Annotated in this window: 21 protein-coding genes; 1 reads left to right on the top strand and 20 read right to left on the bottom strand. The window is 27.1% G+C overall.

The annotated features are described in order from the left end of the window. The 19 genes from Q5O44_RS08255 to Q5O44_RS08165 form a co-directional block, all read right to left on the bottom strand. A partial coding sequence (locus Q5O44_RS08255; protein ID WP_370545572.1) for a hypothetical protein occupies nucleotides 1–284 on the bottom strand: 284 nt, incomplete at its 3' end. 16 nt (nucleotides 285–300) lie between these two features. Continuing rightward, nucleotides 301–879 carry a stage III sporulation protein AF gene (spoIIIAF, locus tag Q5O44_RS08250; RefSeq protein WP_022167938.1) on the bottom strand — a complete coding sequence of 193 codons (579 nt, stop codon included), beginning with the start codon at nucleotides 877–879 and terminating at the stop codon, nucleotides 301–303. 2 nt (nucleotides 880–881) lie between these two features. After that, complete coding sequence (spoIIIAE, locus tag Q5O44_RS08245; protein WP_370545571.1) at nucleotides 882–2063, bottom strand: stage III sporulation protein AE; 1182 nt, start codon at nucleotides 2061–2063, stop codon at nucleotides 882–884. A gap of 14 nt (nucleotides 2064–2077) precedes the next feature. Beyond that, a complete protein-coding gene (gene spoIIIAD, locus Q5O44_RS08240; RefSeq protein WP_022167936.1) occupies nucleotides 2078–2461 on the bottom strand; it encodes a stage III sporulation protein AD in 384 nt (127 codons plus the stop codon). Nucleotides 2462–2470: 9 nt separating this feature from the next. Next, nucleotides 2471–2671 carry a stage III sporulation protein AC gene (gene spoIIIAC, locus Q5O44_RS08235; RefSeq protein ID WP_022167935.1) on the bottom strand — a complete coding sequence of 67 codons (201 nt, stop codon included), beginning with the start codon at nucleotides 2669–2671 and terminating at the stop codon, nucleotides 2471–2473. Nucleotides 2672–2685: 14 nt separating this feature from the next. After that, nucleotides 2686–3204 carry a sporulation stage III protein AB gene (locus Q5O44_RS08230; protein ID WP_022167934.1) on the bottom strand — a complete coding sequence of 173 codons (519 nt, stop codon included), beginning with the start codon at nucleotides 3202–3204 and terminating at the stop codon, nucleotides 2686–2688. Further along, a complete protein-coding gene (spoIIIAA, locus tag Q5O44_RS08225; RefSeq protein ID WP_022167933.1) occupies nucleotides 3189–4115 on the bottom strand; it encodes a stage III sporulation protein AA in 927 nt (308 codons plus the stop codon). The genes Q5O44_RS08230 and spoIIIAA overlap by 16 nt, the downstream gene beginning before the upstream one ends. A gap of 149 nt (nucleotides 4116–4264) precedes the next feature. Continuing rightward, nucleotides 4265–4627, bottom strand: a complete 363-nt coding sequence (locus Q5O44_RS08220; RefSeq protein WP_022167932.1) for a CD1247 N-terminal domain-containing protein — start codon at nucleotides 4625–4627, stop codon at nucleotides 4265–4267. Between the two features lie 137 nt (nucleotides 4628–4764). Further along, nucleotides 4765–5322, bottom strand: coding sequence for an elongation factor P (efp, locus tag Q5O44_RS08215; protein WP_022167931.1), 558 nt, complete (start codon nucleotides 5320–5322; stop codon nucleotides 4765–4767). Between the two features lie 157 nt (nucleotides 5323–5479). Further along, nucleotides 5480–5866 (bottom strand): hypothetical protein, encoded by a 387-nt coding sequence (locus tag Q5O44_RS08210; RefSeq protein ID WP_022167930.1) that lies wholly within the window; start codon nucleotides 5864–5866, stop codon nucleotides 5480–5482. A gap of 3 nt (nucleotides 5867–5869) precedes the next feature. Beyond that, entirely contained in the window at nucleotides 5870–6271 is a 402-nt protein-coding gene (locus Q5O44_RS08205; protein ID WP_022167929.1) for a hypothetical protein, read from the bottom strand. Further along, nucleotides 6249–6893, bottom strand: coding sequence for a hypothetical protein (locus Q5O44_RS08200; RefSeq protein WP_022167928.1), 645 nt, complete (start codon nucleotides 6891–6893; stop codon nucleotides 6249–6251). Before Q5O44_RS08200 ends, Q5O44_RS08205 begins: the two co-directional genes overlap by 23 nt. 10 nt (nucleotides 6894–6903) lie before the next feature. Beyond that, nucleotides 6904–7335 carry a hypothetical protein gene (locus Q5O44_RS08195; protein WP_022167927.1) on the bottom strand — a complete coding sequence of 144 codons (432 nt, stop codon included), beginning with the start codon at nucleotides 7333–7335 and terminating at the stop codon, nucleotides 6904–6906. Then, the gene (locus Q5O44_RS08190) at nucleotides 7326–7793 is read right to left on the bottom strand and encodes a hypothetical protein (RefSeq protein ID WP_022167926.1); all 468 of its coding nucleotides are present in this window, start codon (nucleotides 7791–7793) and stop codon (nucleotides 7326–7328) included. The genes Q5O44_RS08195 and Q5O44_RS08190 overlap by 10 nt, the downstream gene beginning before the upstream one ends. Further along, a complete protein-coding gene (locus Q5O44_RS08185) occupies nucleotides 7777–8211 on the bottom strand; it encodes a hypothetical protein (protein ID WP_022167925.1) in 435 nt (144 codons plus the stop codon). Before Q5O44_RS08185 ends, Q5O44_RS08190 begins: the two co-directional genes overlap by 17 nt. A gap of 2 nt (nucleotides 8212–8213) precedes the next feature. Beyond that, nucleotides 8214–8654, bottom strand: a complete 441-nt coding sequence (locus Q5O44_RS08180; RefSeq protein ID WP_022167924.1) for a prepilin-type N-cleavage/methylation domain protein — start codon at nucleotides 8652–8654, stop codon at nucleotides 8214–8216. Then, nucleotides 8651–9685, bottom strand: coding sequence for a type II secretion system F family protein (locus Q5O44_RS08175; RefSeq protein ID WP_302636810.1), 1035 nt, complete (start codon nucleotides 9683–9685; stop codon nucleotides 8651–8653). The genes Q5O44_RS08180 and Q5O44_RS08175 overlap by 4 nt, the downstream gene beginning before the upstream one ends. Then, on the bottom strand, nucleotides 9657–11051 hold the full coding sequence (locus Q5O44_RS08170; protein WP_022167922.1) for a GspE/PulE family protein: 1395 nt from the start codon (nucleotides 11049–11051) through the stop codon (nucleotides 9657–9659). The genes Q5O44_RS08175 and Q5O44_RS08170 overlap by 29 nt, the downstream gene beginning before the upstream one ends. Before the next feature lie 91 nt (nucleotides 11052–11142). Next, nucleotides 11143–12141, bottom strand: a complete 999-nt coding sequence (locus Q5O44_RS08165) for a hypothetical protein (protein WP_022167921.1) — start codon at nucleotides 12139–12141, stop codon at nucleotides 11143–11145. A 123-nt stretch (nucleotides 12142–12264) separates the two neighbouring features. Between Q5O44_RS08165 and Q5O44_RS08160 the strand changes: the two genes are divergently transcribed. Next, nucleotides 12265–14001 carry an NFACT family protein gene (locus Q5O44_RS08160; protein ID WP_022167920.1) on the top strand — a complete coding sequence of 579 codons (1737 nt, stop codon included), beginning with the start codon at nucleotides 12265–12267 and terminating at the stop codon, nucleotides 13999–14001. A 27-nt stretch (nucleotides 14002–14028) separates the two neighbouring features. On the opposite strand, the gene Q5O44_RS08155 is transcribed toward Q5O44_RS08160, so the two are convergent. Then, nucleotides 14029–15186 carry a class I SAM-dependent RNA methyltransferase gene (locus Q5O44_RS08155; RefSeq protein WP_022167919.1) on the bottom strand — a complete coding sequence of 386 codons (1158 nt, stop codon included), beginning with the start codon at nucleotides 15184–15186 and terminating at the stop codon, nucleotides 14029–14031. Nucleotides 15187–15259: the final 73 nt, after the last annotated feature.

Below are 15259 nucleotides of genomic sequence, written 5' to 3'. Positions count from 1 at the left end.
CCTACACCTTCAATCTTGCTTAAAATCTCCTCCAATTCTTCTTTTTGTGCCTGTTCATAACTTGAACTTACCTTACTTTCATTACTTAAAGTTGCATCTACTTCAGCTGCTCCATTAGTATTACTTCCATTATTGCCATTATTGTTATTGGAAAAATTAACTTTGTTGAAACTAGTTAAAACTAGCCATAGAAATAAAACAACTAACAAAAATATTAAAGCATTAATAAATCCTTTATTTTTGCTTAATATTTTCAAGTTATCGCTTAATTTTTTATTATCCATTCAATCACCTACCTAATTAACTCACAGTATAAATTTCTATTTTTTCCTCTGAAACCCCAAGCATATTTGAAACATAGCTTACTATTTTTTGTTCATCATCACTGTATACCTTGCTCTCAGTTTGATTATCATTAGATATTTCAACTTTTTCTATTTTCTCTACATCCTGAATTTTACCAGTGGAAATACCTATCTTAGCATGACTTATGTTATAACTATAATTGCTTAAATCTATATTGCAATCTATATTGCACACAAAAGTATAATCTGGAAATGCCTCTGCTAATTCAGCGGCGGAATTTTTATTTAAATTTTCTATAAAGACATCTTCCACTTCATTTGATACAGCAACATCGGAGCTTGTCTTAGTATCTGTGCTTAAAATATTCTCATATTCTTTTATAGTAGATACAATCTTATCTTCACCTTCTGTAAAAAAATCTATTATTGGACTTAGCATTACTACTATTAAAATCAACCCTAAAACAAATTTAATATACTTTTTCATTGAATTGTTTGGAGAAATTAATTCAATTGCAGAAAATAAAATTATTATAGTTACTAATGTTTCAATAAAGCTTTTAATATATTCCATAACTATCCCCCAATTACAAATTTACCTGCTGAAACCATCATTGCAATTAATACAAAAAACATTAAACTTACACATAATACGCTAGATAATATTAAAATTAAAGAATCGCCTGCGGAAAAAACTGCTTTAGTAATTCGCTTATCTGCTATAGGTTCTAATAAAGATGATGAGATTTTTAAAATTATTGATGATAAGAATATCTTTATGATTGGGTATAGTATTATAAGTATTAATACTAAAAGTCCTACTGATCCTATAGCATTTTTTATTATTAATGAGTATCCTGCCACAGAAGCAATTGCATCAGAAAAAGTTTTACCTACAATTGGTATAAAGTTATCAATTGTAAATTTGGCAGTCTTAAGTGTTACGGCATCAATAGTTGATGCTGTAATTCCCCTTACCGTCAAAAGTCCTATATATACTGTCAAAATCAACCCTTGAATCCATAATACCGAACTTTTCACCAAGCTACATAAATTAGAAATCTTCGGTTCTGTTGAAATGTTATTGGTAAATTGCAAAACAAATGTAATCAGTATCAGTGGTAGAATTATATTTAGATATATCTTAGGTATAATTATTGTTGTTCCTAAGACTATAGGATCCATTGTTGCAGATTCTGTAAAACCTCCAGCCACACCTAACATAACTACCAATATAGGAAGCAATTTAGACATAAAACCACTTATTTGTGTTATTATATCTTTTGCTAAGTCTAAGGAAATTATAAAGGTCCTTGTAAGGACAATTATCATTAATGCATAACAGGCATAAAAAGCGATTTCCGATATACTCTCTGATGAAAATGCACTTTGAAGATTCTTGATAAGAGAACATATTATGCCAATCACTACAATAATTATGCACATAGATAATACTGTTTTTACTTCCTTAAACAATAGACTGAAAGCAGCATCACAAATCTTACTAAAGCTTAAATTTCCCTTTCCTGTACTTATATAATTTTTTATATATGATACTGGATCCAAATCATTAATCAATTCAAAATTACTCTTCATAGTGCTTATATAATCATATAATCCTTCCAAATCATCATTTATTTCATCATTAGATATTACACTATTATTATCTTGAGCATGAACTAACTGACCATTATCACAAAAAAATAACAAACCTATAAATAATAAAATAATTGACCAATATCTTAAGTATTTATTCATTTTCATTAAATCACCTATAATATCTGAAGAATTGAGTCAAGTACTGCCATTAATATTGGTATAGCTAATACAAGAATCATTATTTTAGCTGAAAATTCTACTTTTGAAGCTAAACTTCCAGCTCCTGCATCTTTACATATTTCACTGCAAAATGAAGCAAGATATGCAATTGCCAGTATTTTTAAAATAATTTCTATATAAACAATATCTATATTTGCTTTTATTGCAATTGAATTTATAAATGATACTATTTGTCCAAGCTGAGTAATCATATATAGCAAAATCATTATACTGGCCGCTAAAATAATCAATACAGCTATATCTGATTTTTTTTCTTTCACAAACATATATAAAAATAATGCTATAAAAGCTATAGATATTATTCTAATTATCTCCATTTACCTCACCTACATCGTAAACATTGCTCTTACTGTATCAAATAATGTGGATACCATACCTATTATAGTAATTAAAATAATTACTATGCCTGCCAAATTAGCCAATACAGCAATATCATTTTTACCATTAGCCTTTAATAGCTGTTCAATTACTATAAGCAATATGCCCATTGCACCAATTTTAAATAATACACCTACATCAAATACCATTTAACTTCCCCCTTTTATATAAAAAATATTACTATTAATGCTCCTGCGCATACCCCTAAAGTCCTGTACATCTTTATATTAACTTTAGCTTCCTTTAAAGCTTCTTGATAATTAAGTTTTACTTGCTCTGAAGCCAGTTTAAAGATTTTTTCTTGCCCAAATACCCCTGTTTCACCTAGTGTTCTAAAGAAGTCTGATACTATGCTATAATCCTCTTTTTTAAAACTCAAATCATTCTCATATTTACCATATATATTATTAAAAATATCAAATACGCTATTGGCTTCTCCTTTCTCTAAAGTAGATGCAATTTCCCTGAACATTTGAGATAATTCACCAGATACTTTTTCACTTACATCGTACAAAGCCTCCATAAGTGGAATATTAGTATAAATTACATCATTATTCATCAACAGTATTGCCTTTTGAAATTCCTTTAGATTAACGCTTCTCTTCTTGTAATTTTCTCCAATAACAAATCCAATATATGAACAAATTATAAAAATACATACTAAAACTAAATATCTAAACACTTAATTTGTCCTCCTTCTTGTACCTTATAGACTTTTTCTAAGGTTCCTGGCCCATTTTTACAACTTAAGACAATGATCCTTTCAAGTATATTTTCATCAATAAGTTCTTTTAAGCTTTTCCTGCGACTTACATCCTCTAAATCAATTCCATGTACTGTAAGTATCATTTTCACTCCTGAGTTAAATGCCATGCTTAACGCCTCTATTTCATGCATTGTACCTATTTCATCACAGATAATTACTTCTGGTGATAAACTTCTTATTGCCATTATTATTCCATTTGTTTTTAAACAGTTATCTAAAACATCGCTCCTAATACCCACATTCATTTGAGGAACTCCATTATAACAAGCTGCTATCTCACTTCGTTCATCTATTATTGCTACCTTTTTACCTTTAAGATTTATTCGTGAAAATCCATTTGATATATTTTTTGCTATATCTCTTAAAATTGTAGTCTTGCCACATTTAGGCGGCGATACAATAAGTGTATTGTATACTTTATTAAAGCTAGATATATACGGCATTATCTTATTAGAGGCTCCTATTACCTCCTTACATATTCTAATATTAATAGATGATATATTTCTTAAAATCTTAACTCGTCCATTTTCCATTACGCATTGTCCAGCTAGACCAATTCTATGTCCACCTCTAAAAGTAATGTATCCTTGTCTCATTTCCTCTTCAAAAGCATACAAGGAGTAGCTAGATATTTTTGTTATGATATATTTCAATTCTTCTTTTGAAACTAAATAATCAAGTACCAATTCTTCATTAGCAGTATTTATTATCACTGGCTTATTAACTTTTATTCTTATTTCTTGAATTTTCTTAGTATCAACTTTTCCTTCTATTATTTCTATAATTTTTTTCGGTAAAACCTGTAGTACTTCGATGTAATTGTCCACTCACTTCACTTCCTTCCATCACTAAATTTAGTCATGTAATTACTATTTCACATATTAAATTAATATTCATTTCAATATATATTTATGTAAATTATTCCACAAAAAAAGAAGTGATAAATTTTAATTATCACTTCTTTTTTTATATTTTTCTATTTTGCATTTTTATTGCAGAAAGGACATGGAATTGAAGAATTGTTTTCTATTGCTTTTCTTTCAACAAATAGAGGCTTACCACAGTTGTGGCAGTGTATTTCTTCATATTCATCTTCTAAATTCTCTAAATCATCAAATGAAACTTCCTCAAACATCTCTTCTCTCATATCTGTTAAATCATCGCCTATGTATTCCATATTTTCTTCAATAGCTTCCTGCTTTACTATTATTTCCTCAATCTTTAATGCCATATCATTTACAACATTATTTATTGTAGATAAAACATTTTTATATTTTTCATCATCTATGTCATTAATAACTTGTCTTAAATCATTAATTTCATCAAAAATTTTCTTCATTTTTACACATCCTTCTGAAAAATAATTATATTAATAATTATACCCGTATTTTTTAGTTAAAAACATTTTACAAAAGAAATTGAATAATATTGAATATTAAAATAAAAAGCTAAGTTATATAACTTAGCTTTTTATAACTAAACTCTTTCCATGTATTCGCCAGTTCTAGTGTCTACTCTTATAGTATCTCCTTCGTTTACGAACATTGGAACGTTAACTTGTGCTCCAGTTTCTAATGTTGCTGGTTTCATAGCGTTTGTAGCTGTATTACCTTTAACACTTGGATCACATTGTGTAATTAATAATTCAACGAAGTTTGGTGCTTCAACTGAGAAAGCTTCTCCTTTGTAGAATTTGATAATTGCAAACATGTTTTCTTTTAAGAATTTTATAGCTTCTTCAACTTTTTCATAGTTTAATGGAATTTGTTCAAATGTTTCTTGATCCATGAAGTAGTATAATTCTCCATCAGAATATAAATATTGCATTTCTTTTCTTTCTATTATTGCTTCTTGAAGCTTAGCTGTTGGGTTGAAAGTTGTATCTGTAACTCCTCCAGATATAACGTTTCTTAACTTAGTTCTAACGAACGCAGCTCCTTTTCCTGGTTTAACATGTAAGAAATCGATAACTGTGTAAACTTGTCCTTCATGCTCAAAAGTAGTACCTTTTCTTAAATCACCTGCTGATATCATATATTTCCCTCCAAAATAATTTGAATTCATAGTTATTATGACCTTTAAAATAAATTAATAGTCATAACGTTTTTCGTTGTTTTATGACACAACAAAAACATTCTATCAAAATTACTAAAGAAATGCAATTATTTCGGTAATAAGAGTAAAAAAAGCTCTATTTTTTCCTAATTAAATCCAATTTAACTGCAATATTGCCTTTCTCGCCATCAATATTATATTCATTTATTGTATATTTTTCCATATTTTTTAATTTATTTAATGAATTTGTAATTTGATCTGAATTACCTACCAATACAATTTTAACTTTCCATCTATCACCAATATAATTTGCATCACTTATATAACTATTATCTAAAACTTTTAATTCATCATTAATAGTTGTAAATTTAACCTCTTCATCTTTTATTTCAGATACGTTTGTTACTTGTGAAGTTGTTGATTTATTAGCTGTTAAAGTATACTGTATATAAAATATAAGTTGTATTATGGTAAAAGTAACTGTTGTTATAATTATAATTGATTCTTTTAATTCCTTTTTCATTCCCTAATCATCCTTAATTATATTTGCTTTATAAATAGAATTATCTTGGGTAATTTTAATTATTTCATATCCCTGATTTTCTACCTCACATAATACATCCTTATTAAGCACACTTATCATTCCTTTATTTCCTGTAGCCTCTATTGAATCAATATCTAGAGATGTTACCTTAAGCCATTCTGATATTTGCTCTATAAGCTTTTCACTTTCATCATAATATGTATCATTGACAACTTCTTTGGAATTATTCTCCTGAAAAATGCTTTTTATATTCATTGGTAACATATAAAAGTTTAATATAACCAGCATCCAAATGGCTTTTTTATTGTTTTTTTTATTTTTACTTATATTTTTATCTACATAGTGAGATGGTAAAAAATCTTTATACTTTATATATTTTTTCACTAATATTCCTCCCTATGGATTTAATCTTTATTTTATAACACTTCTTAATTTCATCTACAAGAAAATCTTCAACTTCTTTATCAAGAATAATTTCAATATCTTTAGAAAACTTAAGTATTTCATTATTTAAAACATCTTTATCATTTATTATTATATTTGAATATGTAATGCATCCTTTTTCACAAACAATTGCATATATATTTTTATCTATCTTTGTAATTATCAATACCTTTGGCTTTCTATATAAAATAATCTTTAAAATATTTCTTATGTAAAATTGAATTGGAATAACTTTAACAATTGTTTTATCATTGGCAATTTTATTAATATATTTTCCTTCATTTAATGAATATAAATATAATAGTTTTTTCTTTTTATTATAATAGTAATCCGTTAAAATATTTTCATTATTAATTTGATTATTCAACATAATATTGTCTAAAAATAACGTTACATTATTATCCTTTAGTTTATACTGTGAAATAAATATTTCATCTTCTGCTATAATTATCTCTAGATTTTTATAAATTTCATTAATATTATTAAAAAATTCATCTATAGTATACTTTTTACCTTCATACAAAAAGTACTGCTTAAATAAAATCAATTTTTTACTAATCATTACCTTGCTCCTAATATGTTAAATTGTATGCTTTATAATAATCAGGAATAATTATTATCTCTTCTTCTAAGTTAATAGTTTTTAATTTTCTATATAGCTTATTTTTATTTTCACTTTTAATAAGGAATATCCTACCTTTAGTAATCTTAAAGCTCAAATCATCATCAGTATACCTATATTCTAATTCTTTAATTAATTCATTATCTTTTATTTTATCCTTTAATTCTTGATTTTTATTAATTTCTTCTTCTACATCATCAATGAATTTAAGCTCAGCTTCATCCATATAAAGTAAATCTTCATTCATTGAATATAATGAACTTTTTTCAATATCCCATATAATGCTTTTTACATACATACTTAAAACTAAAATGCATACTGCTGTTAATATCATTGTTTCAACTAGTATAAATGCCTCTTTTTCTACCTTTCTTATATACATCTTATCCTGCTCTCTCCTGAATCTGTAATTATTTCAAAATATATTAGAGCTTCTTTTATATATACATTAAACTCTTTAACATTATTTAATATTACATTTTGTCCGCTACTGACTCCATTGGAATCATGATTAATAGTAGATATCATAAGCTTATTATTATTTAAATAAATGCTTTTAATTTTATAATAATTTTTTTCCAAATCAACATCGTATTTAATGGTAATCTTATTGTTTTCAACCTTTATATCACTTACAAGATATCCATTTATTAAATTATCTAAATTAAGCATGGCATTATCAAAATTATCCTCTAAAATGCTTTCCTCAGAATTATTACAATAGTCACCAATAATATCAGCATTAATCTTTATTATTACCAATAACAAACTAACTGAAATTCCAAGTGAAATTATTATTTCCAATAAAGTAAAGCCTTCATTTTTACTTGTAATACTCATTCATTGTCCTATCCTTTACAAAACTTCTTTTACTTTCTACAGTATTGCCATAACATTCTTCACTTAAACAGATATTAATTTTAATTCTATCTTTATCCATATCTTCAACGACAATTACAATATCATTGCCTTTTTGAATCATTTCTAATCCCTCTATTGTTAAAAGTTTTAAAATATTATCTTTATCTAAAGAAATAATATTGTTATATGCTAAGCCCTTTACTTCCTCAATGCTTAAATTATATTTTAGTTCCTCTTCTACTGCATAAGTAATTCTTTCAAATTCATCTTTCTTTTTTTTCATTTCCTGCCATTTACCTTTACATACTACTGATTGACAAATAACTAAAAGTAGTAGCATAATTATTGCACTTGCCAACATGTTTTCAATTATAAGGCTTCCTTTTTTTCTAATCATAACTATTCTCCATAATATACATTTATTGTATCAACCCCAACAGATATGGTTATTTTATAAAGATTATTATATTGATCACATATATACATGCTTCCTGATGATAAAACCCCTTCATTTGAACAATTTATATTATAATTAGTAATAAAATTAAAGCCTTTAGGTAATTCTAATTTCTTAGAAAAATTTTTGCTTGGATCTATAAATTCTGCATATCCGTTATTTCTACAATTAATAATTACCGATGAATTATTTTTATTACAATAAAATTTACTATAGCTTAAAAAATCACACATATTACTTACTGCTGTATGTGCCTTTATGTTATTAATAGTTTGGTCTAAAACCCTCTTGCCTTTAAATCCCAAAGAAAATACACTTATGATTATAGACATGCTTATGAGAAGCTCTAATAAAGAAAATGCTTTTTTGTAATGAGTCTTCATATTAGTTCTCCAAATACAGGTAAGATAAACACCACTATAAATATACATACAAAAACGCCAATAAACATAATAATTAGTGGCTGTATCATTGCTATCTTTTTATTTAGATCTTCTTGAATATTATTAAATAGAAACTTTTCAATTTGCATAAGCCTTTCATCTAAAGATCCACTTTCTTCCCCAAGTTTTATATGTGCTAAAGTATATTTAGAAAAAATTTTTGTTTCAGCCATGGAATCACTTAATCCATTTCCAGAGATAATCTTATTCTTTATCTCCCTCACAACCATATTATTATTTCCTAATAATTTTATTTCACTGCAGAACTCTAATCCCTTTATTAAGTTTACTCCGCTCTTTACCACCACAGCTAAAAGCATAATGTTTATGTACTCCATGAACCTTTTATATATAGGAATTAAACAAAGAAGTTTCAAAAACTTTTCTTTTAAAAACACCTTATAAATTATATATGGACCTGCCACTCCCCATAATAAAAAATATACACAACTTAACCCTTTATTATTAAAAATAAAAGTCTTTAGATTAATAATAAAATTAAAGCTTTCTGGCACATCTTTTCCTAAAGAAATATAAACCTCTTTAAAATTAGGTATAATTGCTATACTTAGAAAAATCATAACGCCTAAGGAACTTATGCATATTATTAGAGGATAGGATAAGGCATTAATTAAAAACTTCTTAATAAAAGCCATCTTGCTATAAAATAAACTTAATCCATTTAACACTTCTCCTATATTACCTGTCTTTTCACCAACGCCTACCATTTCTACAAAAAAATTAGGAAATATACACCCTTCACTTCTAAAAGCATCCTCTAAAGAAGCACCATTTTTAATTTTCCTTTTTATTTTAAACAGTGCTCTTTTATATTTATCTCCTATATCTAAATCAGATAACAACTCAAAAATATATACGAAAGGAAGACCATCTCCATATAACTTAGCTATATTATCGGCAATTACTGATAAACTATTCCAATTAGCTTTCTGCTTTGAAACTTCCCTCATAGTCAAAATCTAACTCCTCTCTATCGATAAATTCCATATAATCAAGCCTTGAAATCTTACCAGTTAGCAGTAAATTATTTAAGTTATCCACCATTTGAATATTTGTTAATATGGTATTATTATCATAAAGCTTCACCAGTTTTTTCTTTAAATCCTTGTTAATTTCATTAACTGATATTATTAATGCCCTACCTAAATAGCCAGTAAAATTGCATTTTTCACAGCCATCTCCCTTTTTATATATTTTTACTTTATTATCTTTATACGTTATAATTTCTTCTTCTTTACAGGAATCACATAGCATCTTAATAAGTCTTTGAGATATTATTCCCACAAGAGATTCTCTTATCAAATAACTTTTTATACCCATTTCCTCTAACCTTAAGTACACTTCTCTTGGTTCTGTAGAGTGAATTGTTGTATATACCTTATGACCTGTTAAAGCAGCTCTCACAGCCATAGCAGCTGTTTCCTCATCTCTTATCTCTCCAACCATTATCACATCAGGATCTTGTCGCATTACGCTTCTAAGGCCATCAGCAAAGCTTATTCCTTCTTTACTATTAACCATCATTTGATTAACTCCATTTATTATAACTTCCACTGGATCTTCTAAGGTTACAACATTAACTTCTCTTCTATTTACATGATTTAATATTGTATATAATGTGGTTGATTTACCACTACCAGCAGGTCCATTTACTATAACAAGGCCAGTATTCCTATTTATTATTTTTTCAAGTTCAAGTCTTTGATTAGGAAGCAGCTTCAGGTTATCTAAACAATAGTTAAATCCATTGTTATATAAAATTCTTAATACTATTTTTTCACCAAAAACCACTGGAATGATAGATACACGTAAATCATATGTATTTCCATCTATATCCATTGTTATCTTTCCATCTTGTGGCTTTCTATGTTCTGTAATATCTAAAGCAGAATTTATTTTTATTCTTGATATTATAGTGGAATACTCCTCCTTAGTTATTATATATAAAAGACTTAGGATTCCATCAATCCTAACTCTTACATATACTATGTCCTTGTAGGGTTCTAAATGTAAATCTGAAGCCTTTTTACCAATGGCTTCTTCTATTATTTCATCTTCGATTTTATTATTATCTTGAGAAAAGAAAACTTTATTTATCAAATACTTTAACTTCTCGTTATTTATGAATACTTCACTTATTGTACAACCATAAAGAAATTGCATTTCTTTGCATATATTTTCATCATGAAATACACAAAGCATATACACTTTTCCCTCATCTTCTTTAAAGGGAAGAATATTAGCTTTTTCTGCCTTGCTTTTACTTATTTTTCTTGCAATTAAAATATCAATATCATTCAGCATTACTTCTTTCATATAATAATTCCTCCTGATACTAATAATTAACACTTTTTACTAATAATAATCAAAAAACAGCTTAGAAATTTTCTAAACTGCTTTTTGACTATTAATTGATTTCTATAAATGTGTAATCACCAGAATCTGAATTTATCACATATATACTATTATCGGAACATGCATAAATTTTTTCACTAGTACTGCCATCATTATTACCAATAAAAAGTATTTCACCCTTATCAGTATGACTTAGTCCTTTTTCAAACATTACTTTGCTTGGAAAATCAAAGATTAATCTTTTATCCTTTGATAGATCATATAATGAGTAGACATTATCAGTCATTCTGCCTAATAAATAAATGCTATCATCAATCATTTCAATATCATAGATTTCTGCAACATTATCAGATATAACTTCAACATTACCATTATAATCTAACGACTTTAAAGATTTTTCTCCGTTATATTTCTCCATAAAGAAAATGATCTTTGATTTAAAAGCTTTTATAAAACTTACATATCCACCACTTATTTCTTCTTCCAACTTTTCCTGATTACTTTTTAAATCATATGAAAACATACCGCTAGTTTTACTGTCCTTTTTCACTCCATAGTAAATTATTTTATCATTACCAAACCATGTAGCATATGTTCCTGAAATACTACTGTTAATTTTAAGCTCAAGCCTTTCAGAATTTTTCAAATCATATATTACAGGCTGTAGATACTGGTCTTTTGAGAAATAAAATAAATACTTACCATCTGGCGAAAACAAAGGTGCTTGTACATTTTTGTCACTTAGTTCAATATCGGAACCATTATAATGAATATAGTATGATTTATTACTTATGTATAAATATGAACCTGAATTTTTATTATAGCTTAAAATAAACCTTTCATTATTTATACTGGTGTACTCATTTTCTCTAATACTAAGAATATTATACCCACCACTTATCTCATTAATACATGCTCCATTATCTAATTGTATTTCTTGTTTTGCTTGATTTTGTTCATCATCTTTTATTTCTTTATTAGTGTTACAACCATTAAGTGAAATTATGGTTATAAACATTGTCATTAAAACTGAAAAAAAACGCCTTTTCATACTACACCCTTCTCTAATACTAGTATTTTACTTATACTTTCTAACGACAATAATCCATTGAATATATATTGCAATAAATGTTATACTTACCTTAGATATTAACATAAAGAAAGGATGACACTTATGGCATTAGACGGTATCTACTTATATAGTTTAGTCAAAGATTTAAAAAAATCAATAATAAATTCAAAAATAGATAAAATAAATCAACCTGAGAAAGATGAAATAATATTAACACTTAGAAAAGACAGGCAAAATATTAGACTTTTAATATCATCCTCTCCTAAATATCCACGTATTCATATTACAGAAGATAGCAAACCAAATCCTCTTCAAGCACCTATGTTTACAATGGTATTAAGAAAATATCTCATAGGTGGAAAGATTTTAGGTATTGAGCAAATTGATGGAGATAGACTTATTAAGATTTGTATAGAAGCTTCTGATGAACTTGGTTTTAATAGCATTTATTATTTAATTGTTGAAATAATGGGACGTCACAGTAATTTATCTCTTGTGCGCGAAAGAGATAATAAGATTATGGAGTGTATTAAACACGTTGGCTCAGATGTTAATAGCTTTAGAACTCTTTATCCTGGAGTAACATATACTTATCCACCGGTTTCTCCAAAGCTTAACCCATTCAACTTCCAGCTTAAAGATTTTACTGAATTTATCTCTAATAATAATTTAGAATTAAATGATTTAATATTTAATAAAATATTCACTGGGGTAAGTAATATATTATCTAAAAACTTATATAAAGATTTGCTTACAAATAGCTCTGAGGATGAAATTACAACAACTATACTTTATGATTATTTTTCAAAGTTTATCAATGAATTAAGTGATAACTTACAATATAGTATCTATGCAAAAAATGGAGATTTTTTAGAATTCTATTGTGTGAAGTTAAATAATTTTGCTGAATGTGAAAGTATAAATTTCACTGATCCTAATGCTTTACTTGATAAATTCTATAAAGAAAAAGATAAACAAGAAAGATTAAAAAACAGATCTGTAAATATTCAGAAATTACTTCATACTAATATTGAACGTTGCTTGAAAAAAGGTGAGAAACTTGCATCAACGCTTGAAAACTGTAAAACAAAGGAATTTTATAAAATTAAAGGTGACTTATTAACATCATTTATCTATAGTATAAATCCTGGTGATTCAGAGATAACATTACAGAACTTCTATAGTGAAAACTATGAAGATATCAAAATAGATTTAGATCCTAATAAATCTCCATCAGAAAATGTTCAAAGCTATTATAAAAAATATAATAAACTAAAAAAATCTGAAGAAGCTGCTAAAGAACAATTAGAAAAAAATTCCGAAGAATTACTATATTTAAATTCAGTTTTAATAAATATACAAAATGCAGATAACTATGAAGAAATTGAAGATATAAAAAATGAACTAATTACAACAGAGTATATTAGAAAAAGAAAGCAAAATAAAAATTCAAAAAAAAGTAAGCCTTCAAAGCCATTACATTTTATTTCATCTGATGGAATAGATATTTATGTAGGTAAAAATAATATTCAAAACGATTATTTATCTTTAAAATTAGCAAGCAAAAATCATTTATGGCTTCATACAAAAAATATACCTGGTTCACATGTAATAATATGCGCCACTGATATACCAGATTCAACTTTAGAGGAAGCTGCTGCTTTAGCTGCTTACTATAGTAAAGCACAAAACTCTACTAAAGTTCCTGTGGATTATACTTTAGTAAAAAACTTAAAAAAGCCTTCAGGTGCTAAACCTGGTATGGTTATCTATCATACTAACTATACTCTACTTACAGATCCTAAAAGCTATACAGAATTAAATATAGTTAAAGAGTAAAAAAGGAGCCATTTTAGCTCCTTTTTTCTATATATGATTTAATAATGTATCCCCATCATTTTTAATTAAATTATTATCAAAATATTGATAGTAATAACATTTTAATCTACCATTATATAACTTTCTATTTTTAGTGGCTTTTCTACCGAATGGTCTTTCAAAACCTTCAAATGAAGTTAATATATTAAAATCCCATCTCTCTAGTGTTCTTTTATTGCCACCAAGATATCTGTATAATGTTTCAACTTCATCCTTATCACCAAGTCTTTCACCATAAGGAGGATTTGTTATAATAAATCCATTGTGTTCTGAAGCAGAGAATTGTTTAAAATCTCTTTTATGGAATTCAATATATTTTGCAACTCCAGCTTTTTCAGCATTAGATCTTGCTACTTTTAATACTCTTCCATCAATATCATAACCAATAAGCTTTATATCTTTATTCTTTATAGATCTTTCTGCACCTTCTTTAACTTGTTCATAAATATCTGCCCCTATTGTAGGCCATGTCTCTGACACAAAGTTTCTACATAATCCAGGTGCAATGTTTTGCATAATCATTGCTGCTTCAATTAATATAGTTCCTGAACCACAGAAAGGATCAATTAAGACATAATCTTCTTTCCATCTTGAAATTAAAACAAGGGCTGCTGCTAAAGTTTCTTTTAAAGGAGCTATCCCTGCATCTTCTCTATATCCTCTTTTGTGTAAACCTGATCCACTTGTATCTATTGATAAAGTTACCTTATCTTTTAAGATAGCCACTTGAATTTTATATACAGGTCCATCTTCACTAAATGTATTTACACCATAGCTTTCACTCATACTTGTTACAATAGCTTTTTTAACTATTGATTGGCAGTCTGGAACACTATGTAAAGTTGAATTAACCGACTTTCCAACTACGTGCATAACACCATCTACAGGTATTATTTCGCTCCATTTTACTGCCTTTGTTCCTTGGAAAAGCTCTTCAAAGCTTCTTGCTTCAAATTCTGCCATTTTTATAAATACTCTATCAGCTGTTCTTAAATGAACATTAGCTATAGCTATATCCATTTCGTCACCAACAAATTCAACTTTTCCATTTTCAACTTTCAAATCTTCATATCCAAGAGCCTTTAATTCTCTTGAAGTTATTCCTTCTAAACCAAATGTGGTAGTTGCAATTAAATTATATTCCATTTTTATCTCCTCTTAAGCTTCGTAAATTTTTACCCATTCGTTGCCATCTATTTCTTCAATTTCTACTGCAACA

Origin of the sequence: Clostridium sp. CAG:221 (assembly GCA_000435835.1) — a bacterium.
Classification (GTDB): domain Bacteria; phylum Bacillota; class Clostridia; order Clostridiales; family Clostridiaceae; genus Clostridium.
The sequence above is the reverse complement of the archived record's forward strand: the minus strand, read 5'-3'. Positions and strand labels throughout refer to the sequence as shown.